The sequence below is a fragment of the Lederbergia wuyishanensis genome, assembly GCF_022900255.1.
Lineage (GTDB): Bacteria > Bacillota > Bacilli > Bacillales > Bacillaceae_C > Lederbergia > Lederbergia wuyishanensis.
On sequence record NZ_JALIRM010000001.1, the window covers coordinates 52,633 to 76,289 of the forward strand.

The window sequence follows — 23,657 nt, forward strand, 5'->3', positions numbered from 1 at the left end:
AAAAATGAAAATTAAAAGTCTTCACATTTATGGTTATGGAAAATTCATTGATTTTTACATAGAAGATTTCTCTGATATACAAATAATTTTCGGTGAAAATGAAGCTGGTAAATCGACTATTATGTCTTTTATCCATAGCATCCTATTTGGTTTCTCCTCCAGGCAACAACCCAATTTGCGATATGAACCAAAAAACCATTCTGCATATGGCGGTAGAGTTACAATTGAATCCGAAGAACGTGGAGAGGTCATTATTGAACGAGTGAAAGGAAAATCGGCTGGAAATGTCACTGTTATTTTGAAGAATGGAATGACTGGTGGGGAAGATCCTCTTTTCGAATTGCTCGGTGGCATGAATCGTACTTTGTACGAAAATATTTTTTCGTTTAATCTTCAAGGCATTCAAGAAGTACAAAAATTAAAAAGTGAAGAGATTAACCGTTATTTAGTCGCTTCGGGTACAATGGGAACGGACATTTTGTTAAATGTAGAGCAATCATTTCAAAAAGAGCTTGACCAACTTTTTAAGCCTAATGGGAGAAAACCGAGACTAAACGAAATGATTTCTTTATTGCGGGATAGTGAAAAAGATTTACAAAAGGCAAAGCAAAAAAATGCTGAATACAGTTCGTTGATCATAAAAAAAGAAGCTACAGTAGAGCGTGTAAATGTACTTCAAAATGAATTATTGGAAATAACTGGTAAACTCCAAAAAATAAATGAAATAATAGAAAAGTGGGAAAAAATACAAGAACTTAACCTTACTGAACTGAGTATGGAAAAAATCGGTACGAACAATTTTCCGACTGATGGTTTGAAGCGGTATGAAAATATTAATGAAAAAATTATAGAAATTACTAGCCGATTAAAAACGTTACAGGAAAAAATAGAAAATAATGAAAAACGAATCGAGGAAAATACTCCATTAGCATCTTTTCAATCAATGATTTTTAGAGCTGAAAAAGCGCTAATGGAATGGCCCATTTATGAGCAGCTCGAGTTAGAAATTATTAGTTTAAAAAGGGAAGTAATGAGTTATAAAGACCAAGTTGAAAAAGTATGTAGAGAATTAAATTATGAAAACGAACCGTTTACAACTATTTTAACATTAAATCTTGGTATAGATATGAAAGGTAAAATAAAAGATTGTCTCAATGAAAAGATCACAATAAAGACAAAGCTTGATTCAGTACAAAAACAAATAGAGGATACACAAACCAATATCCAAGAATTAGAAGCTATTTGTGAAAAAATAGAACTTAATATCCTGCCCGAACAACAATTAAAGGAATTGGAAAAAGAAAAAATAAATTGGAAAAATCCAAAGCATTTAATTGAGGAAAAGAATGAAATTGAAAAAACAGTAAAAAAGAATGAAAATGAAAGTAAATATACGAATAAAGCACTATTTTATAATTACCTATATTTACTGGGAGCTATTGGATTTATTGTATGGGCATTTGTTAAATCTGAGTGGTTATTTGCTGCTTTTGCTGGTGGTGTTCTTGTATATACTTTTACAAACTTGAGTATTTTAATAAATCGAAGAAAATCCTCGATGTCTAACATAAACATGCTGCAAGAACGTCTCCAAGCTATTTCAGCATTAATGACTGCAAGTACTGAGGATAGAGACCCTGCTCAACTTTACGATGAGCAATTAAAGTATCGAATCGACTTAAAAAATATTGATCATCAATTGGACCAAAAACTACAACAGATGGAGCAACTACACAATCAGAAAAGTGAAATAATAGCAGTTCTTCAGAGAAATCAATCACATCTTGATAAAATTAAAGAAGATTTAGGGTTATCCATTAAATTAAATGATACTCGTCTTGAACAAGCGTTTGATTTGATGTTAGAACTTCTTAAATTAATAAAAGAAACTAAAAAAGTTGAGGAAGAGCTAGAGTTAAAATTACGGAAACAGGAGCAATGGGTTGAGGAACTACATGAAATTTCACATTCTGCGCGTATTGAATATATGGAAACGCGTGAAGTGATCTTTCAATTAAAACAATTATTGCAAAGCGAACGTGAAAAAAAGTTAGTACGAAAAGATTTGCTTAATAAACTAGATGAGCTTCGTGAAGAAAAAGAACAATTGAAATTAGAATTACAAGAATATGTTTCTTTAAAAAATCAATTGTACAAGCTCACACAAACCAATAACGAAGAAGAATTTCGACAAAATGCGAAACAATACAATGATTTTGAAAACCTGAAGGAGCGTCTTGAAATTCTCCACGCTCAAATAGGAAAGGGAATAGTAGAAGAAGCAAAAGTGTTTCAAACAGATATGGAGCTTAAAAAAAGAAAAATCGAATTAACGAATTTCATTAACGAAAAATCTTCAATCCTGAATAAACTTAGAAATGAGTTAGCTGCTCTCAGTCATGAAATACAAGTTCTAGAAGAGGGTGGAACCTATTCGGATAAGCTTCATCAGTTTTATTTCCTTAAATCAACATTTAATGAAGAGGCAAGAGTCTGGGCTAAATATACAATGGCTAAAACCATATTACAAAAAACAATGGACAAATATATTGGAGAGAGATTTCCAAAAGTTGTATCAAAAGCTCAAGAATATATGACTTTTTTAACTAATAGTGAGTATACCCGTATTCATTTTTTAGAGGATCAGAATATTGTTATTGAGCGCTCTGATGGGCAACGTTTTACACCTGCGGAGCTTAGTCAAGGAACAAGTGAACAATTATATACATCATTGAGATTAGCATTAGTACAGGTGCTTTATGAGGATTATCCTTTGCCGATTATTATCGATGATGGGTTTGTCAATTTCGATAAACGTCGAACAGAAAAAGTACTTGAACTAATTGAAACTATAAGTACAAAAACACAAGTGTTATTATTTACATGCCACGAGCATATTAGAGATTATTTTTCTGAACAACATGTTAAAATGCTAAAGCAAACTATTAAACTGTAAAGTAATAAAGAACTTTACCTAACTGATATGTTATAATTTTTATAGTATTGATTGGAGAATCGGGGTGTTTTTATGGCAAAAGAACTTTTGCAACATGATGTAGGCGAACAAGTGGATTTGTTTTTACTTATTAAAAGTGTTACTAAGGGAATTGCAAGCAATGGTAAACCTTTTCTAACTGTTATCCTTCAAGATCGTTCTGGTGATATAGAAGCGAAACTCTGGGATACGTCCGATGATGAAGTGAAAATGTATCAGCCAGAAACCATTGTAAGAGTAGCAGGTGAGGTACATAATTACCGTGGAAGGTTACAGCTGAAAATAAGACAAATAAGACCAGCAACCCAACATGATGGTGTCAGGCTATCGGACTTATTAGAGAAAGCACCTATCAGCAAAGATGAAATTTCAAGTAAAGTGACGCAATATATATTTGAAATGAAAAATCCTAATATTCAACGCATTACTAGACACTTACTAAAAAAATATATGGATGGATTTTTAGAGTATCCAGCAGCTACAAAAAATCATCATGAATTTGTATCTGGTTTAGGATTCCATGTAGTGTCAATGCTGGATTTGGCAAAGGCAATATCAGAGCTATACCCATCATTAGACCGAGATCTTCTGTATTCTGGTATTATTCTTCATGACCTTGGAAAGGTAATTGAATTATCAGGACCTGTTTCAGCTTCCTATACAGTGGAAGGAAATTTACTTGGTCATATTACAATCATCGTGAATGAAATTGGCAAAGCCGCAGAAGAACTAGGTATCCAAGGTGAAGAAGTAGTTGTATTGCAACATGTCGTTCTAAGTCATCATGGAAAACTTGAATGGGGTAGTCCGAAACAGCCGATGATTAAAGAAGCGGAAATTTTACATTTAATCGATAATCTTGATGCCAAAATGAATATGCTTGATCGCGCGTTAATACGAGTAAAACCAGGAGAATTTTCGGAAAAAATATTTCCATTGGATAACCGAGCGTTTTACAAACCAACATTTCATTCTTAATGCCTTCAATGAAGGCATTTTTTTTATTTGTTATTCATATAGTGTAACAAGTGGACAAGCACCAGAAAGGAGCGATTATTTTGTCTTTGCCAATATGGGTATACCTTGTGATATTAGGAATCTTCTCTAGCGCTTTTATGGCCCTTAAAACAGCAAAAGAGGATAAGGAGATTGAAACAGAATGGATTGAGAAAGAGGGACAAGTATACATTGACAGAATGGAACAGGAAAAAGAACGGAGAGGGAGAGTTAGCGTTTCTGAAGAGTAAGTGATATCGTTTGCTAAATATCCAATTATTTATTGAATCTGACTTAATCAGAATTCAGTATTTTTTTGTAAAGATACTTGTCTCGTAGCCTAATCAATAAGTCTGAACAGACTGAAATTACTCTTTATTGGTATTCAATCTACACAATGGTTTAAAAAAACGTAAATTAGTCTAGATTCGGTTTCAATTTCATTGGAATTATGACAAAATCCTATTTTCTTTTCAATTGACATCATAAGAATCAGAAACCTTGAATATTACTTTATTTCAGCCGTGACTACGACTTAAACTAAAAACTAAATAAAAACTCAATATATTTCACAAATGAACCAAAATGAGCAAAAAAAAAAGCTGCAAAATCGCAGCTTTTTTATTTTTTCTCTGTATCTTTTGTGTTGTCTTCAGTTTGTTCTTCTGCTTTTGGTTCTTCGTAGTTAAGGAAAGTATCAAATGTAGTTTTTAAATCTTTGTCTTCAACTTTAATATCAGCTTTTTTCAGTTCATCTTTCATTGCATTCTGAACTAGGTTAGCATCAACCTTTGATGCTTTAAGATCATTCTCATATTTATCTTTAACTTTGTCGAATGGTTCTTTTTCCTTAATATCAGTTACTTGAATTAAATGCCAACCAAATTGGGTTTGTAAAGGGGCACTAATTTCATCCTTCTTCAACTTAAAGGCTTCGTCTTTAAAATCTTGGTCCATGCTTGGATCATCATATGCGATAAAGCCGAGATCTCCGCCTTTTTCAGCTGTTCCGTCTTCAGAATATTCCTTTGCAAGTGCTGCAAAGTCTTCACCTTTATCTAATTTAGCTTTAATATCCTTTATTGTTTTTTCATCTTGTACGATAATATGGCGTACTTCTCTATCTGGTTTTTCATTATCGTAAAAATCTTTCACTTCTTTTTCTGTTACTTTAATATCTTTTGTAGCTGATTTTTCTTGAAGAAGATTAAGTCTTAAAACTTCACGGAATTCATCTTCGTCTTTAAAGCCATTTTGAGCAAGAAGCATTGAAAACTGAGGGCCAACTCCTGCTTTTATTTCTTCTAATTTTTTATTCACATCTTCGTCAGTAACTTTATATTCTTTTGAGAGGACCTTGTCCAATACAAGTTGTTGTAATACTTGTTCGCCAACTTTGTCTTTCATAGCTTCATATAGCTCGTCTTTTGTAATGTCTCCCGCTTTTGATTTTACAACTGCTTCTCCGCCGTTACCACCGCATGCAGTAAGACCAACGACACCTGCAGCTAAAGTAAGGGATAATACCCATTTTTTCATTTAAGACACTCCCTGTATTTATGTCAATTATTGTTGAAAGCCACAAAACATACTATATCATAAAACATTGAATAAAAAAAACTCTTTTAAGGAGTTTTCTCATAAAATTAGGCTTTTGATTCAACCAAGACATATGTGGAGGGCATATGCTATAGCGAAAGAGTAAAGGAGGTATCAATATGGGATTTGGTAATTACTCTGGTTTTGCATTCGTTGTAGTCCTTTTCATATTGTTAATCATAGTAGGAACAGCTTATATATAAATTAAAAATCTGAAATATATGGGCTAATATCCTGACACCTTACAAAAGTTTTGAATAGGATAAACAGAACGATCTGGAGGAGGTGTAAATAGTGAGCGGAGGAGTAGGTTACGGAGCTGGCTTTGCTTTAATCGTGGTGTTGTTCATCCTTTTAATTATCGTAGGTGCATCATGGTTTTATTAAAATGAGTGCATTAGGCTTAAATGGCCATAAAACATAAAAAGGCGGATTCCAAAGAGGATCTGCCTTTTTATGTGTATAAAATTTCAATATATGAAGAAAACAATAAAATGGTTATTAAAATGTTAATCGTGCGAAATACTTTAGGTTGGCGTTCTTCTGGTATTTCTCGTTGAATACAAAGGGAATTGGTTAAATTATTGAAAATGTATAATATGAAAATAGCAAATACAATAAAAATGGAGATCAATCGTCATCCTTCCTTTCATCTCCCATATATTAAAAGGATAGCAAATTCGGTTGAAAAAAGATAGATTAAGATTTTGAGATGTTTAGGATTTAAAACATCATTTTATTCTCTAATTAATATTTCGTAACCATCTTCGTTTTCTTCAATCATCGCGCCTTTAGGAGACGATAGTAATGATTTTGCGTATATCATGTCAATAGAACAAATACCAACATGATAAGCAAGCAAAATGGTTAAATAATGAACATAATTAGGGAACATGAACATAGCTAGTACTAAAATAATATTAATAACAATAAAAGGAAAAAATAACGAAGTTGCAAACCTTCTCTTTGAAGTTAGGTTTCTAATCGTAACATGAATAATTGGCAAAATATAAAAATAAAACTCCATTTCCAACTTCAAATGTTTATAATATTTGAGTAATGGAATAACGTGGCAAATCTTATGCAAAGGATACAGTAGAAAAAATATGACCGCAAATAGTATAAAATGATTATCTTTTAATGGATCTACTGTGATTGATTGCATTAAGACATAAGCAAATACAAAAACAAGCAATGTTATAAAACTTGATATTATAAAAAGACGAGAGAATTCGTATTTTTTATTTACATTATGGGATTTCCAACAATGCATGAATGATTACCTCCAAATTATTTGACATTCAAGCAGTATCAACTACATACTTTACGATGAAATATCCAGAATAGCAATAGGTAATTTACATTTTATTTTATTTAAATCTATTGAAGGATTATAAGAATAAACAGCGAATACACTGATAGATTAATTACATTTTTTAAGGAGGTTAAGTCAATGGATAAAGTACTGGCAAAATTGGAACGACTTGAATTTCACCAAAAATTGTTGCTTGAAATGATTCGTACTGAAGGACATGAATTCGAAAGGCTAATTATTGAGAAAAATCTTGATGAGCAGGAAGTAAGGGAATTCTATAATTTATGTGAAGATATGAGCAAAGATATGGAATTGCAAAAAGCGGACAAATTTGTTTTTTATGCACCGCTTTTCAATGAATTTGTTAGAAAACTTAATCCTAAATTGAATCCAGCAGAAGTCATTCATGCTTGTTTAAAACAAAATATTTTCATTGATCTTATGAAAATATTAGAGAAAAATTTATAGATAGATGTGTTGTGAAAAGGGAAAATTCAGAAAAATGAACATGCATTTAAGTTAGACAACTGTTTTCATACTATTTTTTATCATCTTTCCATCTTCTTCAATAAATTTTGTTTCAATATTGTGAAATGATTTCTCGAAAATTTCCATGAAATCTTCTCCATAAATATTGCGAATGATTGCCATGAGTTCAATAATATCAGGAAACTTACCATACAACTCTCGAAGAGGCAGAGCACCTTGGTAGACAGAGTTATTTTTCGGCTCATATGCCTCCATTATTTGTAATAACAGAATTTCTCCTTCATTTGTTAGTTTTATGTAAGTATTTCTTTTATCACTTTCTTTTTTCGAAAACTCTAATAATCCACGATCTTCCAGCTTTTTGGAGAAATTGAAGGCAGTTGAAACATGCATGACTCCAAATTTAGCAACATCAGATATAGAAGCTCCATTCAAATGATAGGCTATCCACAAGATATGGTGTTCATTAATATTTAAATTGTATGGTTTAATCCAATTTTGCCAATCCTTTTCGATGGATTTCCATAGTGCTTTGCTTAATTGAGCCATTCTTTGGCTGAAAAGCATTGATTCAATGAGTGAATATTGTTTTCCTTCCATTCGATTTCCCCGCCCTGCGTTTATTTAAGATGCTTCTTTTTATTTGTTGAATAATCAAAAAATTAAGCTTGCGCTAAAATAAGTCTTTTAAACATTATGCCAATAAAGTATAAATTAATAAAGATGTAAATTAACAAAAATTTTGAGAGGGTGCCAATTAGTGATTGGCGACCCCCTCTTTTTTTAAACGGTTGACTTTTCTTCTTGTAATTTTTGTTCTAACTGAGCAATAGTATCTTGAATTTCTCGCATTTCTTTTTGCATGGCAGAAATATTTGGTTCGATTTCTCTTTGCCATTCTTCTACAGCCATTTTTACATCGCCTGCAAGCTCTTTAATGATTTCCTTGCCCTCTTTTGAAACTTTGGCAACTGAATTTTTAATATCTACCGCATCTTCTTTTAAATCTTGAGCAATTCTAACCCATTCACCTTTGGATTCTTTCAGTTGATTACGAAATTCTTTTCCTGAGCTAGGTGCTGTTAATAAAGCTGTTGCAGCCCCGACAACTCCACCAACTAAGATTCCATATGCAAGTGCTTTTGTGTTCAAAACAATCACCTCAACCAATATTTGTTATTAGTTTAACCTTTTCTCCAAAAAGATAAAAATTCCTGCAATTAACTTTACCCAAGCAAACTCATGTAAACACATTTTATCGCATAGGATGGAATAAGACAGGCGAGTAGAGGTGATTACATTGAAAGGAGTCTCAACACTCTTTATATTGATTGGAATAATTTTTTTAATTGGAACGTTTTATAATTTTACTGCCTACAAGAGACCAGGAATTTATCCACCTAAAAGAATATTAAAAAACCGAATTGGGTCATTAGGTGGAGCTAGTTTAATTTTTCTTTTTATCGGTATATTAATGATTATTTTTGCTAAATGAAAAAACCTGGATGATGATCCAGGTTCATAATTTTTATTTATGCTGCGTTAGCTATATTGGATCTTTTAAGAATAGAGCTTGCAATTGGATAAAGAATGAACAATATAATTGCATTAATAATCATTGCAGGAACGACTCCAGATCCAAATAAAACTAAAAACGGTCCTGGTAATTCAAATAGGATTGCTGCAGATCCAAGGAATACAACTCCGGATACAACGGTACAAAGGGCAGCTAAAACAGTTACTCCGATAAAATTAGGGATTCTTTTAACAATTAAAACGTATAAGCCAAAAAAGACAAAAGCCGTAATCGGTTTATCTATTAGGTTAGGGATTTGTCCCATAGGAAATCCAGTAGTTAATGCAGTTAGGATTCCTGTACCTATACCTAATAATAATACGTTCTTCTTCTCAGGAAATAGTACAATCCCCAAAAACATTAATGGTAATGCCATGTCAGGCTTTATACCTGCTATAGGTGGCATAACAAAGTGAAGCACGGTACCAATACCCATGAGTAACGCTAGAATAACGAGTACTCTTGTATTCATATAAAAATCTCTCCTCTTCTCATCTATTCTCTTCTCTCATCCTTTCCTAGACATGCACTATTGCTGCTAGCGAAAGATTAAGAATATTGTAGCATAATAGTCCTAGATAAAGAAGAGATATTTTTTAAAATAATATATATTAACCAAGTATATTGATTTACAATCTAGTTCGTTTTCTGCGGCAGCAAGGTACTCCTTTGCACTCACGATTAAGGGTCTGTCCTGAAACCCGTTTTTCCCACAGAAGTCATACATCATCCAAAACCATCAATTTAGCAAGAAATTTTCTTTAACAAAAAAATAACCTCCATATAATGGAAGTTATTTAGAGATATGCTTTTGAATTGATTTTGCGATGGATTGGAGATCATCTCCTGTATAATCGGCTTGGTGGCTAATATATTTTGTTCCAAAACCGTCATTCTCATCATATCGAGGGATGAGGTGTAAATGATAATGGAAAACAGCTTGGCCGGCAAATGCGCCGTTATTATTTAATAAGTTTAATCCAACTGGTTTAAATTCCTTCTTAATGGCACGAGAAATTTCTGGAACTACCTCGAATAATTTACTTGCCGTTTCTTCAGGTAAATCGTATACATTTTCATTATGTACTTTTGGTATAACTAGAGTGTGTCCTTTTGTAATTTGGCTAATATCAAGAAAAGCCAGTACATCTTCATTCTCAAAAACCTTTGCAGATGGTATCTCACCATTTACAATTTTACAAAAAATACAATTGCTCATATGGTCCACCTTCCTAAGATAATAGGAATATTTTAACACACCCTCTTAGAAAAGTGAAAACGAGCAGGATTTAATAAAAATCCTGCTCGTTGAAGGGGTTAGCGGGTTACTTGGAAAGGTTTCTTTCACCATTTCGTTTTAATGAAATGATTTTTCAAAAGAAATATCCGAATCTTCAGAGCCCAACGCAATCATCTCCCTTGGCGTGTGTCAAGTTTGATAATGATGGTCAATGTTCATCGTGGCTTTCCGCTTCTACTGCAGATATGTGTCTTCGACAACCACCCCAGCTTTGGCTTAGTCCCGCTCCTTCGATATTATATTGTCCACATTTTAATTGTGTAATACAGGTAAAAATAACCAAAAAATAATATGCTTCTAAAGAATTCTTTTGGTACAATAATGGTACTTTAGCGAAAATAAGAAAGGGCGTTTTTCATGTCTTTACTTGAAGTGAAAAATTTGACAGGTGGATATACGAAAAATCCTGTCTTAAAAGATGTTTCATTTTCTGTTGAAGCCGGACAAATGATCGGTTTAATTGGTTTAAATGGAGCAGGTAAAAGTACGACGATTAAACATATAATCGGATTAATGGAGGAACGATCAGGTTCCATAACGATTAATGATTTAACATTGAAAGGGCAAGCTGAAGAATATCGAAAGCAATTTTCTTTTGTTCCGGAAACACCGATATTATATGAAGAACTAACTTTGGAGGAGCATTTAAAATTATCCGCAATGGCTTACGGACTCTCTGAAAAAGAATATGAAGAGCGGATTAATCCTCTTTTAAAGGAATTTCGTTTAGATAAGAAGCTCAAATGGTTTCCAGCACATTTTTCAAAAGGGATGAAACAGAAGGTAATGATTATGTGTGCATTTTTGATCGAACCTTCTTTGTATATCATTGATGAACCTTTTGTTGGACTAGATCCATTAGGAATTCAATCCCTTCTTGAGTTAATGGAAAACATGAAAGAGAATGGGGCGGGAATTTTAATGTCCACGCATATATTGGCTACAGCGGAACGCTATTGTGATGGATTTATTATTCTCCATAATGGTAAAGTTCGAGCAAGAGGGACATTACAGGAATTGCAAAAAGAATTCTCAATGCCAAATGCCACGCTAGATGATATTTATATACAGCTGACAAAGGAAGAGATGTCATGAAGCATATTGATGAGTTGTGGCGTGAGAGATTTCAAGCCTATATGAAAGAACTACGGCGCTATCTGAAATATATGTTCAATGACCATTTGTTATTTGTCCTCATTTTTGGTGGGGGAGCGGCGATTTACTATTACTCAGGGTGGGTAAAAACTTTAACTTCAGGTTTTCCAGTTGGAATAGTAATGGCGTTTATTTTGGGAATTGTCCTCACGATTAGCCCGATCTCAACCTTTCTGAAAGAGGCTGATCTTGTATTTTTGCTGCCTCTTGAGACAAAGCTTGGTTCGTATTTTAGAAAAGGAATAAACTTAAGCTTTATAAGTCAAGCGTATATTATTTTACTAATTCTTGCTGCTTGTATGCCAATGTACGTTCAAGTAACAGGAAATGGCTTTTCCATGTTTTTTTTCATGCTGTTCTTAGCTTTTGGTCTGAAAATATGGAATCTCATGGTTCATTGGCAAATGTTAAAAATAAGAGATTCTTACATCCATGTATACGACTGGATCATCCGTTATATTTTTAATTTTCTTTTGTTTTATTTCTTTATTGAAAAAGCATCATTTTGGTTTTTCGGAGTCGTTTTATTAATTATGGCTGTTTTTACGATTTATGTGAGAGAAGCTGCAAAAAATAAAACAATTAAGTGGGAAATTTTAATTGAAAAAGAACAGGGAAGAATGCAGGCATTTTACCACGCAGCGAACATGTTTACTGATGTTCCACATTTAAGAGGAAAAGTGAAAAGAAGGAGATGGCTTGATCCCGTCTATTCTATAATACCGTATGGAAGTGAACATACATACCGTTTCTTATTTTCAAGGACGCTAATTAGAACAAGTGAATTTTCTGGATTGATTATTAGGCTAACTCTAATTACAATCCTAATCATTCTTTTTAGTGGAAATCTTTATTTATCAGTTGTCATTTCCGTGCTTTTCCTTTATTTAACTGGTTTCCAATTATTTCCATTAATAAGAAAGCATGAATTGAAAATATGGACGAGCTTATATCCTGTTGAGCAGTCTCAAAAAAGACATGCTTTTTTAAGACTTTTGTTAAAAGTCCTGCTTGCTCAGGCAGTTTTATTTGGAATTTGTGCTTTGATAAGTACAGGATTTCGCAATGGAATCATAGTGTTCGTAATCTCAGTTTTATTTACTTTTGTTTTCGCAAAAATCTACGCTCCCGGAAGAGTTAGTAAGCTTGAGAAATATTATTAGTGATAATATAGACTTTTTATAATAAGCAAAAATCGGACTTGAAATCTTTATATCATTTGATTTCAGGTCCGATTTTACATAATTAGTTATTTTGTGATCGCAATGCTGCCAGCCCAAGGGTTTTCGCTGCTGCAAGCATCGCTTTTTCATTTATATCAAATTTTGGATGATGATGAGGATAGCCTTGTTCGACACCATCTGGCCTTGCTCCTGTGAAAAAGAATGTTCCTTTCACATTTTGCAAATAATAGGCAAAGTCTTCGCCGCCCATTTCTGGTTTTGTTTCTTCAATCAAAGTATTTTCGGGTACTTCTTTAGCCACTTCAACAAGGAAGTCTGTTTCAGCCTCATGATTTACAACGGCTGGATACCCTCGATCATAGTTAAACTCATAATCGCAATTAGCAGCAATACAAGTACCTTTTACTATTCTCTCAATCTCTTCTTCAATCATATTTCTAATATCTTCGTTGAACGTACGGACTGTTCCACCAAGCTTAGCATTGTCGGCTATTACATTGAACGCGTTCTCGGAAACGAAATAACCAACAGTTACAACAGCTGACTCAATAGGAGCCACCCTGCGACTCACAATTTGTTGTAAATTCATAACAAGTTGAGATCCAATCACGATAGCATCTTTCGTTTTATGAGGCTGGGCACCATGACCACCATAACCTTTAATGATGATTTCAAAACGATCTGCAGCTGCCATAATCGGTCCTTTTCGATAACGGATATTGCCAAACGGCCCGTCTGCCCATAGATGAGTACCAAAAATAACATCAACCGCATCTAAACAGCCATCTTCTATCATCGGTTTAGCGCCGCCTGGTGCATATTCTTCCGCATGTTGGTGGATCATCACATATTCTCCGGATAGTTCTTCTTTCATTTCATTCAAAACCCTGGCTAATATTAATAACGTAGCTGTATGTCCATCATGACCGCAGGCATGCATGACACCAGGGACAAGTGATTTAAATGGAAGATTTGTTTCCTCATGGATAGGAAGGGCATCAAAGTCTGCTCGCAATGCAACCGTTTTTCCAGGTTTCCCACCTTTAATTCTAGCTACAACTCCATTTCCGCCTACTCCAGTTTTCACTATTACACCAAGCCGATTATAATATTCAGCGATATAAGCTGCAGTTTTAACTTCTTTAAAAGAGAGTTCTGGATTTTGATGTAAATAACGTCTAATATTAACCATTTCATTATAATAGTGCTCTAATCGTTCAAATAGTATTTCCTTCATGTGCAAGCACACCCGCCTATTTAATATTTATGGACTCGAAATAATTATATCAATTTTTCAGAAGAGTGTGCGGAAGAAATTAAAAAAACTCGGACATTACATCCGAGTTTCATACTGTTGATAAAAACTTGCTTTACTAGTTGCTCGCGTTCTTGCTGTACTCATTGCCCAATGATTGGCAACTCCTCTTCGCAGAAGGCATCACGCGTCGATAGACTAACATAATTACTCGTCTAAATGTAATCCAAAATGAACTTTGTCTACAAATCGAAACTCGAAAAAACTATCAGTGTTTTCCAGTCCCTCACTCTACACTTTTTTCTTCGTTAACAAAATAAATTGAACTATAAGAGGAACCTGAAAATATATTAGAGCCTTTTGATTCAAAATGGAGATTATGATACAAAGAAGAATTTTTCCATGTGCGAATATGCTCTTCATCATTCCACATTGTCATCAGTAAGTACGTATCATTAGTTAAAGGACGAAGAAAGCGTGCTGTTATGAATCCATTTTCGTTTTGTAACAATTTTATTTTGTCTGCCATTCCGTATTCAAAGATCGGTCTGTTTTCGTCTCGGATAGGAATAAAATTGCATGAAACAACACCTTCATTTTCAAATTCACCTACCGCTTCTAATAATTCATATTTTTTAGGTGATTGAAATACTGTTGATCCGGTTGTCTCATGCCAAAGTAGACATCCTTCTACATTTTGCATCAATACCATTTTTTCATTAGAATACTTTTCTTCGAGCTTTTTTAAAAAATAATGTGTACCCATAGCGATATAAACATACATACAACCACCTCGTTCACATTTAATAACATTATTATTTGTGTTTTATCTTATCATAAGTTTTACCCTTGAAACTGAATGACAAACAAGCAGGCATATTATGAGACGTATAAAAAGGACAAATTTATGACAAGACGCGTTGTTGCCTATACTTTAAGTAGGAAAAATACTATAGTTATATCGGATTCGTTTATTTACAAATTTTTAGTTCATTCACTTTTATATTACAATATAGTAACTGAAACCTTGAAAGGTGGATAATCATGACAAATATTAAAAATGATACATTTTTGCGTGCTGCTAAAGGAGAGAGGACGGAACATGTTCCTGTTTGGTATATGAGACAAGCTGGACGTTCTCAAGCTGAGTATCGAAAAATAAAAGAAAAATATTCACTATTTGAAATTACACATCAACCAGAACTTTGCGCGTATGTAACACGGCTACCTGTAGAAATGTACAATGTTGATGCTGCGATTTTATATAAAGATATTATGACTCCACTCCCATCATTAGGAGTAAATGTAGAAATTAAAAGTGGAATAGGTCCAGTAATTGATAACCCAATCCGTTCGATTAAAGATATAGAAGTATTAGGGGAAATTAACCCTGAAGAAGATATTCCATATGTTCTTGATACGATCAAACTTTTAACAGAAGAACAACTTACTGTTCCATTAATTGGTTTCGCCGGTGCACCATTTACCCTTGCAAGCTATATGATTGAGGGTGGTCCGTCTAGAAACTATCATAAAACAAAAGCTTTTATGTATTCTGAACCAGAAGCTTGGTTTTTATTAATGGAAAAGCTAGGGGATATGACTGTTACATATTTAAAAGCACAAATAAATGCTGGTGCGAGTGCGGTTCAGATTTTTGACTCTTGGGTTGGTGCATTAAGTAGAGCCGATTATAAGAAATATATAAAACCAATCATGACGAAAATATTTACTGAAATGAGAACAGAAAATGTTCCATTAATTATGCACGGTGTAGGAGCAAGTCATTTAGCATTGGAATGGAATGACCTACCACTTGATGTCGTCGGACTTGACTGGAGATTGCCGATTGCTGATGCTAGAAAAATAGGTGTAACAAAAGCAGTTCAAGGGAATTTAGACCCAGCAGTGTTAATTGCAAATTGGGAATCAGTTGAAGAGAGAGCAAAAGAAATAATTGATCAAGGAATTCAAACACCAGGTTTTATTTTCAACCTCGGACACGGCGTCTTCCCGGATGTAAATCCTGAAATGTTAAAACGTCTCACTTCTTTTATTCATGAATACAGTGCTGAAAAGTTAAAACAATTACGTTAACGAAACGGAGTGAATAAAATGATAAAAAAGAAAATGGGGCTATTAGTAATGGCCTACGGAACTCCATACAGTGAAGATGATATTGAACGATATTATACACATATTCGTCATGGGCGTCCGCCCGCTAAGGAAGCTCTTGAAGATTTGGAGAATCGTTATAAAGCAATTGGTGGAATATCACCTCTTGCCAAAATTACAGAACAGCAAGCTTTCGGACTTCAGGATCGCTTAAACGAAATTCAAGATGAAATTGAATTTAAAGCATATATCGGTTTAAAACATATAGAGCCATTCATTGAAGATGCTGTTGAAAAAATGCATGAAGATGGAATTGAAGAGGCTGTTTCATTAGTTTTGGCTCCTCATTTTTCAACATTTAGTGTGAAATCTTATAACGAGCGTGCAAAGGAAACAGCAGAGAAACTTGGTGGTCCAGTCATTACGTCTGTTGAAAGTTGGTACCAGGAACCTAAATTCATACAATTTTGGGCAGATGAAGTTAAGGAAGTATATCATAACATGCCTGAGAACGAACGAAATCGGGCTTGCTTAATAGTATCGGCTCATAGTCTTCCTGAAAAAATTCTTCAATTTGGAGATCCATACCCTAAGCAACTTGAAGAAACAGCTGATTCAATTGCTAAGCAAGCGGGTATTACAGAATATGAAGTTGGCTGGCAAAGTGAAGGAAACACGCCTGATCCATGGCTAGGACCAGATGTACAAGATTTAACAAGAGAACTTTACGATAAAAAGGGCTATAAAGCATTTGTGTATATTCCTGTTGGCTTCGTTTCAACCCATCTTGAGGTTTTATATGATAATGATGTGGAATGTAAAGCAGTTACAGATGAAGTAGGTGCAGCTTATTACCGACCAGCAATGCCTGATGCGCAGCCTAGATTCATTGATGCTCTTGTCTCGGTAATTTTAAAGCATCTAGGTAAGGAATAATAACAAGAAGAAGTAGGCGATTTTACGTTGAATGACAATAAAAAAAAGGTTGTTGTGATCGGTGGTGGAATTACTGGTTTAACGACCGCTTATTATTTGCAGGAAACTATTGCTGATCAGAAATTGCCGATTGAAGTGACACTAATAGAAGCTAGTCATAAATTAGGCGGTAAAATCCAAACAATTCATCAAGATGGATTTGTTATTGAAAGAGGTCCTGATTCATTTTTGGAGAGGAAAACAAGTGCCGCTGAACTAGCGAGAGATGTTGGTTTAAGTGATGATCTTGTCAATAATACTGCAGGTAGATCGTATGTATTAGTTAAGGAACAGCTGCATCCTATGCCAAAAGGGGCTGTTATGGGAATTCCAACTAAAATAGGTCCGTTTGTTACAACAGGGCTGTTTTCTGTACAAGGTAAAATGCGAGCTGCGTGTGATTTAATTTTACCTCGTTCTCAAAATGAGGAGGACCAATCTCTTGGACATTTCTTCCGTAGGAGACTTGGGGATGAAGTTGTCGAAAATTTAATCGAGCCGCTTTTATCTGGAATTTATGCAGGGGATATTGACCAATTAAGTTTAATGTCAACATTTCCACAGTTTCATAAAGTTGAGCGTGATAGTAGAAGTTTAATTCTTGGGATGAAGAAAACAACACCGCAAGCGCCTAAAAACCAATTATCCAGCAAGACTCAAGGTATTTTTCTCACATTAAAAAGTGGATTGCAATCGTTGGTAGATGCAATTGAAGGTAAATTGACTAACTGTACAATTATGAAAGGTGTACAAGTCACATCGCTGGAAAAAGAGTTTGATTCGACCTATGAACTTAAACTGAATAATAATGAAATTATTCACGCTGATAGTGTAGTGATTGCCTTACCTCATTTGGCAGTAGCTGATCTTTTGCATGATAAAGAGTATTTAAGCAGCTTAAAAAATATGCCCGCAACAACGGTAGCGACCGTAGCGATGGCGTTTGACGAAAAAGATGTTGAAAACTCCATAGATGGTACAGGCTTTGTCGTTTCGAGAAACAGTGACTATACTATCACTGCTTGTACATGGACCCATAAAAAGTGGCCGCATACAACCCCGGAAGGGAAAGTATTGCTAAGATCCTATGTAGGGCGTGCAGGAGAAGAAACAGTAGTTGATCTTTCTGATGCAGAAATAGAAACAATAGTATTGGAAGATTTAAAGAAAACGATGAATATTGAAGCAAAACCTCAATTCACTATCGTTTCTCGCTGGGTAAAGTCAATGCCTCAATATACTGTGGGGCATAAACAACGTGTAGAAGAGATGAAGGAAAAACTTCGAGAAGATATGCCGGGAGTTTTCATGACGGGTAGTTCGTTCGAAGGAATTGGACTTCCAGATTGTATCGATCAAGGAAAAAAAGCAGTACAGGATGTACTTCAATATATTCGATGAAGCAGCTAAGCATTTAGCTGCTTTTTTCTTGCTTTTAAAAAAAGACTATGATAAATTATAACAATACTAAATGACTAAATTTGTATTTTGGTCATTTATTGGAAAGGAGGCTTATCGAATGTCTATTGATCGCAAACAACTCATTATTGAGGCGGCTACAAAATCATTTTCTTTGTTCGGATATAAAGCGACCACAATGGATCAAGTGGCGAAAATAGCTAACGTTGGAAAAGGTACCATTTATACTTTTTTTAATAACAAAGAAGAATTGCTTAGTGAAATTGTAAGCTCATTAATAAAAGAAATGAAGGCAACTGCAGAGGCAGCGATTCAAGAAGATTTATCTTTTTTTGAAAATGTCAATCTAGCTATTTATGAATTATTAAAATATAGAAAACAGCATCAATTAACGATTAAGCTGTTTCAAGAGGAAAGAGAAATTGGAACTCCAGCTGTTAAAGAAATGATTGATAAAGTTGAGTCGGCAATTGTTAAGTATATTAAAGACAAAGTGATTGAGGCCATTGAAAAAGAAGAGATTCGAGAGTGTGATCCAGAGATAACGGCTTTTATCATACTAAAAATGTATATTTCCTTAATATTTGATTGGGAAAAGTCTCATGAACCATTGGATCAAGAAAAAATATCCGAGTTGTTCAAATTTTATTTGTTTACCGGATTATCAAAGTAGATGATCCGCTTTTTTTGCAGTTTTTTGACCATTTGAAGAAAATAGTCATAACGTTTTATGTTAAGGGAGGAAAGAATTCATATGAGAAATACTTTATTTATTGCTGAAATTAAACAAATCTTGAAAAATAAGAAACTCTTGATACCATTGATTGCAGTCATGCTCGTGCCAATATTGTATAGTGGCATGTTTCTTTGGGCGTTCTGGGATCCTTATGACCGTCTAAGTGATTTACCAGTAGCGGTTGTAAACAATGATAGAGGAGCAGTTTTTGAGAAGAAAGAGCTTCGTTTGGGAAATGAGCTTGTCAATAAATTGAAAGAAAGCAAGGATTTTAATTTCAAAGTGGTCGATAGTAACCAAGGATATAACGATCTGGAAAATAGAAAATATTATATGCTAATTGAAATACCAGAACAATTTTCTGAAAATGCGACGACTCTCTTAGATGAACATCCTAAAAAGCTGGAACTAAAATATATTCCAAATGAAGGGTATAATTTTTTATCTGCACAAATAGGAGAAACAGCTATTAAAGAAATAAAGTCTGCTGTATCTAAAGAAGTAGTAGCGACATACTCAGAAACGATGTTTGACAAAATAAAAGAAATGGGTAACGGACTTGTTCAAGCGAGTGACGGTGCGAAAGATTTATTTGATGGAGCAGGAAAACTTAATAGCGGATCCCTTACTCTAAAAAAAGGAATTGATGAATTAGCGGCAAAATCAATTGAGTTTAATGGTGGTGTTTCTAAAGTACAATCCGGCAGCGATGAATTAGCAAAAGGAGCTACAACTCTTGCAGATGGAATTGCTCAATTAAAGGATGGGCACGGTAAGCTTGTAGATGGAGCTGTTGCCGCAAATAAAGGTGTACAGTCCTTATTGAGCGGTTCCACTACTTTAGATAAAGGCTTAAAAAGTGCTGATCAGGCAATGGAAGATGTAATTTCCGGAGCAGCACAAATCCAAGATAAAACAGAACTTTTAGCTGATAAATTAGAGGAATATGAAACAGGTGCTGGAGATGTTGCTAAAGGAGCTAGTGAATTGCATGCAGGGATTATACAAATGCAAGATAAAATAGCAAACATTGATGCTCAGTTAGCTGAACTGCCATTACCTGACGAAGTGAAAAAGCAAATTGGCAATCAATTGAAAGCAGGCCTAGAGGAAGGCATTACAAAGCTTGAGGCTGGAAGTGGAGCAGTCGAAAAAGGAACAAAAAGCTTACAATCTTCAGCAAAAGAATTTCAAGTCGGTGCAAGTACATTAGCCGAAAAAATGGGTGAATTAACAGAAGGACAAAATCAACTAAAAGCGGGATTGGGTGCACTTTCCTCTGGTTCAGGAGATCTTGTAAAAGGAATTCAGACTCTGGAAAGCGGACAAAATCAATTTTTGGATGGGATTTCTTTATTCGATAAAAAGCTTTCTGAAGTAAGTCAAGGAGCAAATAAACTCTCAACTGGAGCGAGTGTCTTAAGTGGCGGAATGAAGGAACTAGCATCAGGTTCTACTAAAATTAGTGAGGGAAGCAACACATTAGTCGGTGGCTCAAAAGAACTTGCAGATGGTATGAAAAAGCTTGAAGATGGATCCGCGGAGATGAAGGATAAGCTCGGAGATGCTTCAAATCAAGTAAATGAAATTAAGTCTAACGATGACACCTACGACATGATGGGAGAACCAATTAAGGTGAATAAAAAGGCAATAAATAAAGTTCCAAACTATGGAACTGGATTTGCACCATATTTTCTATCTCTTGGTCTATTTGTCGGTGCATTATTGATTTCGATTGTCTTTCCATTAAGAGAGCCTGCGATTTTACCGAAGAATGGGATTAGTTGGTTTTTAGGAAAATTCGGCGTGCTTACAACAGTGGGAATCATCCAATCACTTCTAGCTGATGCCATCATGTTGTTTGGTCTCAAAATCGAAGTGGAAAGCGTACCATTTTTCTTTTTGACAACAATCGTCACAAGTTTAACATTTATAGCATTAATCCAGTTTTTAGTGACATTACTTGGAGATCCTGGTAGGTTCATCGCAATTATTATTCTTATATTGCAGCTGACAACAAGTGCTGGGACATTTCCGCTTGAACTGATACCTCATCCACTTCAGCTGTTTAATTCATTTTTGCCGATGACTTATTCAGTTCATGCATATAAGGCAGTAATTTCTAGCGGAGACTTTAGTTTTATGTGGAATAACTTGGCTATCTTAAGTGTATTTATCATCGGCTTTATGATTATGACTATTGGATTTTTTCAATATAAATATAGAAGACAGTATTCATTATTAAATAGTCAAATATAAATTAAAGGTGTGCTCAATCGTCCTATGAATGACGTATTGGCACACCTTTAAAATTATTGTTTATTAGCAGCTTTTATATCTTTTACAATTTGTTTAAATGGGACATCCTCGTTTCCAGGATAATCCGCTATAATTTCTCCTTTTTTATTTAGGAGATAAAATCTTACACCGTGTATGACTTGATCATCGTTTTTTGGTTTTTTAATAATTGTTTTAAAGTTTTTTGGTCCGTAGTCCTCAATTTCTTTTTGAGAGTAGCCCGTCAAAAAATGCCAAGTTGAAAAATCGGCATCGAACGCTTCACCATATTTTTTTAGCGCTTCTGGTGTATCAATTACAGGATCGATACTAAATGATACGAAATGAACATCTTGCAATCCAGCATCTTTCACATCTTGCTGAAGCTGGCTCATATTCGCGGTCATTGGGGGACATACGGTTGTACAGTTTGTAAATACAAAATCAGCTACCCATACTTTTCCTTTTAGATCTTCAAGACCAAAAGGTTTTCCATCCTGATCTGTATAATTAAAATCTTTTATTGGGGTGCCACTTTTAGGGGCAGATGAACATGCGCTTAATATAAGAATAATCAAAAATAAAAGGGCAAATAACCGTTTTTTCATAAACTTGGATAAACCTCCTAGAAAACAATCCTATATAAATACATTATATACTACTCGTTCAAATTATAGGTTTTTTCATCAGATTGTTCGGAAATTGTCCAAATAAAAAGGAAGCTTAAAGCTTCCTTAAGTCCTAGCTTTTTTCACTGGCATTTCAACCCTTTCCTTACTCATCAAGAAAATAAATAGGACTGCCAACAAAGCAGGGATTAGTGCCCAAATAAAGGTTTGTGCAATAGAATTAGATAAAGCATCAGTGATTTTATCTAAGACGTTTGCAGGTATTTCTTTTCGTGCTTCTGGGGATAAAAGCTGTCTAGAATCACCAAATCCCTTTCCATTTCCCATTCCAGCAAATTCTTGTGTTAAGGAATTTGTAAATATGTTTCTCTGAATAATCCCGAAAATCGTAATACCTAGTGTCATTCCTAACGAACGAAAGAACGAAAGTGAAGACGTAGCTGAACCACGTTGTCGCATATCAAAGTTATGAATAGCTGACATACTTAAAGTTGAAAAATTAAATCCTACTCCGTAGCCGGTAATAATCATAAATATCGTCACTACGATGCGTGACGTATCAGGAGTCAGTGTACCTAATAAAAATATACCAGTAACAAAAAAGATTCCGGACAAAATCATAATATTACGGTAACTTGTTTTAGTTGTTAATAATCCTCCAGACTGACTGCCGAAGACTGACCCAAGCATCATCGGAGTTAAAATAAGACCCGAGTTGGTCGCCGTTCCACCGAATACTCCTTGAATATAAATAGGTATGTAAATCGTTGCGACGATGAAGGTAGCTCCATAAAAAAATGCAATCGCGTTACTTGTGGCAAATAGCCGTTGTTTAAACATTTGAAACGAAATAATTGGTTCTGTTGCTTTTCTTTCAACTAACAGGAAGACAATAAAAAATGCTATAAATAGACTAAATAAACCAAGGATAATCCAGGAACCCCATGCATATTGATTTCCTCCGAGTTCAAGGGCAAACATTAAACATACAACTGCACCTACTAAAGTAAAAGCTCCCCACCAATCTATTTTCTGTGACTTATGCTCAAGCGACTCTTTATAGAAGTAGAAAATGAGTGCAAAGGAAATAATTCCAATTGGAACATTTATAAAGAATATCCAATGCCACCCAATGTATTCTGAAATATACGCTCCTAATAGTGGACCGAAAAGACTAGAAGTTCCAAAAACAGCTCCAAAAAGCCCTGTCATTTTACCTCGTTTCTCAGGTGGGAAAATATCAAACACTATGGTAAAGGCGATCGGCATCAACGCCCCTCCGCCGACACCCTGAATGGCTCGATAAATACTGAGTTGAGTGATTGTATTTGCAGTTCCACAAAGAATAGATCCAATTAGGAAAACAACTAAACCAAAAATAAAAAAACGTTTACGGCCATACATATCCGATAATTTCCCGAATATCGGAGTTCCTGCCATAACGGTTACCAAATAGGCTGATGTCACCCACACAAATTTATCAAATCCACCAAGATCGGCAACAATCGTCCCCATAGATGTTGCCACTATCGTATTATCCATTGCGGACATTAAAATAGCCAGCAATAATCCCGTGACAACAAAACCTAATTTACTCTCTTTAGCAACCATGGCTTACCCCTTTCTTACAAAAAGATTTAGT

Annotated in this window: 25 protein-coding genes; 14 read left to right on the forward strand and 11 right to left on the reverse strand. The window is 34.6% G+C overall.

Annotated features, from left to right (window positions below; translation table 11 throughout):
• Positions 1-4: 4 nt before the first annotated feature.
• The 3 genes from MT489_RS00345 to MT489_RS00355 all read left to right on the forward strand — a co-directional run bounded on the left by MT489_RS00345 (position 5) and on the right by MT489_RS00355 (position 4,242).
• The gene (locus MT489_RS00345) at positions 5-2,956 is read left to right on the forward strand and encodes an ATP-binding protein (protein ID WP_244679523.1); all 2,952 of its coding nucleotides are present in this window, start codon (positions 5-7) and stop codon (positions 2,954-2,956) included.
• A gap of 72 nt (positions 2,957-3,028) precedes the next feature.
• Positions 3,029-3,973: a 3'-5' exoribonuclease YhaM gene (yhaM, locus tag MT489_RS00350; RefSeq protein WP_244679524.1), complete on the forward strand. Its 945-nt coding sequence runs from the start codon at positions 3,029-3,031 to the stop codon at positions 3,971-3,973.
• An 80-nt stretch (positions 3,974-4,053) separates the two neighbouring features.
• A complete protein-coding gene (locus tag MT489_RS00355; RefSeq protein ID WP_280518456.1) occupies positions 4,054-4,242 on the forward strand; it encodes a sporulation YhaL family protein in 189 nt (62 codons plus the stop codon).
• 370 nt (positions 4,243-4,612) lie between these two features.
• Here the strand turns inward: MT489_RS00355 and MT489_RS00360 are convergent, their stop codons facing one another.
• On the reverse strand, positions 4,613-5,530 hold the full coding sequence (locus tag MT489_RS00360) for a peptidylprolyl isomerase (RefSeq protein ID WP_244679525.1): 918 nt from the start codon (positions 5,528-5,530) through the stop codon (positions 4,613-4,615).
• Between the two features lie 179 nt (positions 5,531-5,709).
• Here MT489_RS00360 and MT489_RS00365 point away from each other — a divergent pair, with 179 nt between their 5' ends.
• Both MT489_RS00365 and MT489_RS00370 read left to right on the forward strand, forming a co-directional pair.
• Positions 5,710-5,793, forward strand: a complete 84-nt coding sequence (locus MT489_RS00365; protein ID WP_244680593.1) for a YjcZ family sporulation protein — start codon at positions 5,710-5,712, stop codon at positions 5,791-5,793.
• A 91-nt stretch (positions 5,794-5,884) separates the two neighbouring features.
• A complete protein-coding gene (locus MT489_RS00370; RefSeq protein ID WP_307414758.1) occupies positions 5,885-5,977 on the forward strand; it encodes a YjcZ family sporulation protein in 93 nt (30 codons plus the stop codon).
• A gap of 67 nt (positions 5,978-6,044) precedes the next feature.
• Here MT489_RS00370 and MT489_RS00375 read toward each other — a convergent pair whose 3' ends face one another.
• Positions 6,045-6,224 carry a hypothetical protein gene (locus MT489_RS00375; RefSeq protein WP_233713264.1) on the reverse strand — a complete coding sequence of 60 codons (180 nt, stop codon included), beginning with the start codon at positions 6,222-6,224 and terminating at the stop codon, positions 6,045-6,047.
• A 102-nt stretch (positions 6,225-6,326) separates the two neighbouring features.
• Positions 6,327-6,863, reverse strand: coding sequence for a DUF3267 domain-containing protein (locus tag MT489_RS00380; RefSeq protein WP_244679526.1), 537 nt, complete (start codon positions 6,861-6,863; stop codon positions 6,327-6,329).
• A gap of 180 nt (positions 6,864-7,043) precedes the next feature.
• On the opposite strand from MT489_RS00380, the gene MT489_RS00385 reads away from it, so the two are divergent.
• Positions 7,044-7,373, forward strand: coding sequence for a DUF1878 family protein (locus MT489_RS00385; protein WP_244679527.1), 330 nt, complete (start codon positions 7,044-7,046; stop codon positions 7,371-7,373).
• A 51-nt stretch (positions 7,374-7,424) separates the two neighbouring features.
• On the opposite strand, the gene MT489_RS00390 is transcribed toward MT489_RS00385, so the two are convergent.
• Positions 7,425-7,994, reverse strand: coding sequence for an HTH-type transcriptional regulator Hpr (locus tag MT489_RS00390; protein WP_244679528.1), 570 nt, complete (start codon positions 7,992-7,994; stop codon positions 7,425-7,427).
• 183 nt (positions 7,995-8,177) lie between these two features.
• Positions 8,178-8,546 (reverse strand): YtxH domain-containing protein, encoded by a 369-nt coding sequence (locus tag MT489_RS00395; RefSeq protein ID WP_244679529.1) that lies wholly within the window; start codon positions 8,544-8,546, stop codon positions 8,178-8,180.
• A 139-nt stretch (positions 8,547-8,685) separates the two neighbouring features.
• Here MT489_RS00395 and yhzF point away from each other — a divergent pair, with 139 nt between their 5' ends.
• Positions 8,686-8,889 (forward strand): membrane protein YhzF, encoded by a 204-nt coding sequence (gene yhzF / locus MT489_RS00400; RefSeq protein WP_244679530.1) that lies wholly within the window; start codon positions 8,686-8,688, stop codon positions 8,887-8,889.
• 37 nt (positions 8,890-8,926) lie between these two features.
• On the opposite strand, the gene MT489_RS00405 is transcribed toward yhzF, so the two are convergent.
• Positions 8,927-9,442 (reverse strand): tryptophan transporter, encoded by a 516-nt coding sequence (locus tag MT489_RS00405; RefSeq protein ID WP_244679531.1) that lies wholly within the window; start codon positions 9,440-9,442, stop codon positions 8,927-8,929.
• A 321-nt stretch (positions 9,443-9,763) separates the two neighbouring features.
• Positions 9,764-10,189: an HIT family protein gene (locus MT489_RS00410; protein WP_244679532.1), complete on the reverse strand. Its 426-nt coding sequence runs from the start codon at positions 10,187-10,189 to the stop codon at positions 9,764-9,766.
• 438 nt (positions 10,190-10,627) lie between these two features.
• Between MT489_RS00410 and MT489_RS00415 the strand changes: the two genes are divergently transcribed.
• Positions 10,628-11,365 carry an ABC transporter ATP-binding protein gene (locus MT489_RS00415; protein ID WP_244679533.1) on the forward strand — a complete coding sequence of 246 codons (738 nt, stop codon included), beginning with the start codon at positions 10,628-10,630 and terminating at the stop codon, positions 11,363-11,365.
• Positions 11,362-12,588 (forward strand): ABC transporter permease, encoded by a 1,227-nt coding sequence (locus MT489_RS00420; RefSeq protein ID WP_244679534.1) that lies wholly within the window; start codon positions 11,362-11,364, stop codon positions 12,586-12,588. Before MT489_RS00415 ends, MT489_RS00420 begins: the two co-directional genes overlap by 4 nt.
• A gap of 82 nt (positions 12,589-12,670) precedes the next feature.
• On the opposite strand, the gene MT489_RS00425 is transcribed toward MT489_RS00420, so the two are convergent.
• Both MT489_RS00425 and MT489_RS00430 read right to left on the reverse strand, forming a co-directional pair.
• The gene (locus MT489_RS00425; RefSeq protein ID WP_244679535.1) at positions 12,671-13,846 is read right to left on the reverse strand and encodes a M20 family metallopeptidase; all 1,176 of its coding nucleotides are present in this window, start codon (positions 13,844-13,846) and stop codon (positions 12,671-12,673) included.
• 304 nt (positions 13,847-14,150) lie between these two features.
• Complete coding sequence (locus tag MT489_RS00430) at positions 14,151-14,648, reverse strand: antibiotic biosynthesis monooxygenase family protein (RefSeq protein WP_244679536.1); 498 nt, start codon at positions 14,646-14,648, stop codon at positions 14,151-14,153.
• Positions 14,649-14,908: 260 nt separating this feature from the next.
• On the opposite strand from MT489_RS00430, the gene hemE reads away from it, so the two are divergent.
• The 5 genes from hemE to MT489_RS00455 all read left to right on the forward strand — a co-directional run bounded on the left by hemE (position 14,909) and on the right by MT489_RS00455 (position 21,368).
• A complete protein-coding gene (gene hemE / locus MT489_RS00435; RefSeq protein WP_244679537.1) occupies positions 14,909-15,961 on the forward strand; it encodes a uroporphyrinogen decarboxylase in 1,053 nt (350 codons plus the stop codon).
• An 18-nt stretch (positions 15,962-15,979) separates the two neighbouring features.
• Entirely contained in the window at positions 15,980-16,915 is a 936-nt protein-coding gene (gene hemH / locus MT489_RS00440; RefSeq protein WP_244679538.1) for a ferrochelatase, read from the forward strand.
• Positions 16,916-16,942: 27 nt separating this feature from the next.
• Positions 16,943-18,355 carry a protoporphyrinogen oxidase gene (gene hemY, locus MT489_RS00445; RefSeq protein WP_244679539.1) on the forward strand — a complete coding sequence of 471 codons (1,413 nt, stop codon included), beginning with the start codon at positions 16,943-16,945 and terminating at the stop codon, positions 18,353-18,355.
• A gap of 118 nt (positions 18,356-18,473) precedes the next feature.
• Positions 18,474-19,046, forward strand: a complete 573-nt coding sequence (locus MT489_RS00450) for a TetR/AcrR family transcriptional regulator (RefSeq protein ID WP_244679540.1) — start codon at positions 18,474-18,476, stop codon at positions 19,044-19,046.
• A gap of 81 nt (positions 19,047-19,127) precedes the next feature.
• Positions 19,128-21,368 (forward strand): YhgE/Pip domain-containing protein, encoded by a 2,241-nt coding sequence (locus MT489_RS00455; protein ID WP_244679541.1) that lies wholly within the window; start codon positions 19,128-19,130, stop codon positions 21,366-21,368.
• Positions 21,369-21,421: 53 nt separating this feature from the next.
• On the opposite strand, the gene MT489_RS00460 is transcribed toward MT489_RS00455, so the two are convergent.
• Both MT489_RS00460 and MT489_RS00465 read right to left on the reverse strand, forming a co-directional pair.
• Positions 21,422-21,994 carry an SCO family protein gene (locus MT489_RS00460; RefSeq protein WP_244679542.1) on the reverse strand — a complete coding sequence of 191 codons (573 nt, stop codon included), beginning with the start codon at positions 21,992-21,994 and terminating at the stop codon, positions 21,422-21,424.
• 126 nt (positions 21,995-22,120) lie between these two features.
• Positions 22,121-23,626, reverse strand: coding sequence for an MDR family MFS transporter (locus MT489_RS00465; protein WP_244679543.1), 1,506 nt, complete (start codon positions 23,624-23,626; stop codon positions 22,121-22,123).
• Positions 23,627-23,657 lie beyond the last annotated feature (31 nt).

Excerpts from the sequence above, each read along its gene's own strand:
- MT489_RS00345 (WP_244679523.1), top strand. The coding sequence starts at position 5 with ATGAAAATTAAAAGTCTTCACATTTATGGTTATGGAAAATTCATTGAT.
- yhaM (WP_244679524.1), top strand. The coding sequence starts at position 3,029 with ATGGCAAAAGAACTTTTGCAACATGATGTAGGCGAACAAGTGGATTTG.
- MT489_RS00360 (WP_244679525.1), bottom strand. The coding sequence starts at position 5,530 with ATGAAAAAATGGGTATTATCCCTTACTTTAGCTGCAGGTGTCGTTGGT.
- MT489_RS00365 (WP_244680593.1), top strand. The coding sequence starts at position 5,710 with ATGGGATTTGGTAATTACTCTGGTTTTGCATTCGTTGTAGTCCTTTTC.
- MT489_RS00380 (WP_244679526.1), bottom strand. The coding sequence starts at position 6,863 with ATGCATTGTTGGAAATCCCATAATGTAAATAAAAAATACGAATTCTCT.
- MT489_RS00385 (WP_244679527.1), top strand. The coding sequence starts at position 7,044 with ATGGATAAAGTACTGGCAAAATTGGAACGACTTGAATTTCACCAAAAA.
- MT489_RS00390 (WP_244679528.1), bottom strand. The coding sequence starts at position 7,994 with ATGGAAGGAAAACAATATTCACTCATTGAATCAATGCTTTTCAGCCAA.
- MT489_RS00405 (WP_244679531.1), bottom strand. The coding sequence starts at position 9,442 with ATGAATACAAGAGTACTCGTTATTCTAGCGTTACTCATGGGTATTGGT.
- MT489_RS00410 (WP_244679532.1), bottom strand. The coding sequence starts at position 10,189 with ATGAGCAATTGTATTTTTTGTAAAATTGTAAATGGTGAGATACCATCT.
- MT489_RS00415 (WP_244679533.1), top strand. The coding sequence starts at position 10,628 with ATGTCTTTACTTGAAGTGAAAAATTTGACAGGTGGATATACGAAAAAT.
- MT489_RS00420 (WP_244679534.1), top strand. The coding sequence starts at position 11,362 with ATGAAGCATATTGATGAGTTGTGGCGTGAGAGATTTCAAGCCTATATG.
- MT489_RS00425 (WP_244679535.1), bottom strand. The coding sequence starts at position 13,846 with ATGAAGGAAATACTATTTGAACGATTAGAGCACTATTATAATGAAATG.
- MT489_RS00430 (WP_244679536.1), bottom strand. The coding sequence starts at position 14,648 with ATGTATGTTTATATCGCTATGGGTACACATTATTTTTTAAAAAAGCTC.
- hemE (WP_244679537.1), top strand. The coding sequence starts at position 14,909 with ATGACAAATATTAAAAATGATACATTTTTGCGTGCTGCTAAAGGAGAG.
- hemH (WP_244679538.1), top strand. The coding sequence starts at position 15,980 with ATGATAAAAAAGAAAATGGGGCTATTAGTAATGGCCTACGGAACTCCA.
- MT489_RS00450 (WP_244679540.1), top strand. The coding sequence starts at position 18,474 with ATGTCTATTGATCGCAAACAACTCATTATTGAGGCGGCTACAAAATCA.
- MT489_RS00455 (WP_244679541.1), top strand. The coding sequence starts at position 19,128 with ATGAGAAATACTTTATTTATTGCTGAAATTAAACAAATCTTGAAAAAT.
- MT489_RS00460 (WP_244679542.1), bottom strand. The coding sequence starts at position 21,994 with ATGAAAAAACGGTTATTTGCCCTTTTATTTTTGATTATTCTTATATTA.
- MT489_RS00465 (WP_244679543.1), bottom strand. The coding sequence starts at position 23,626 with ATGGTTGCTAAAGAGAGTAAATTAGGTTTTGTTGTCACGGGATTATTG.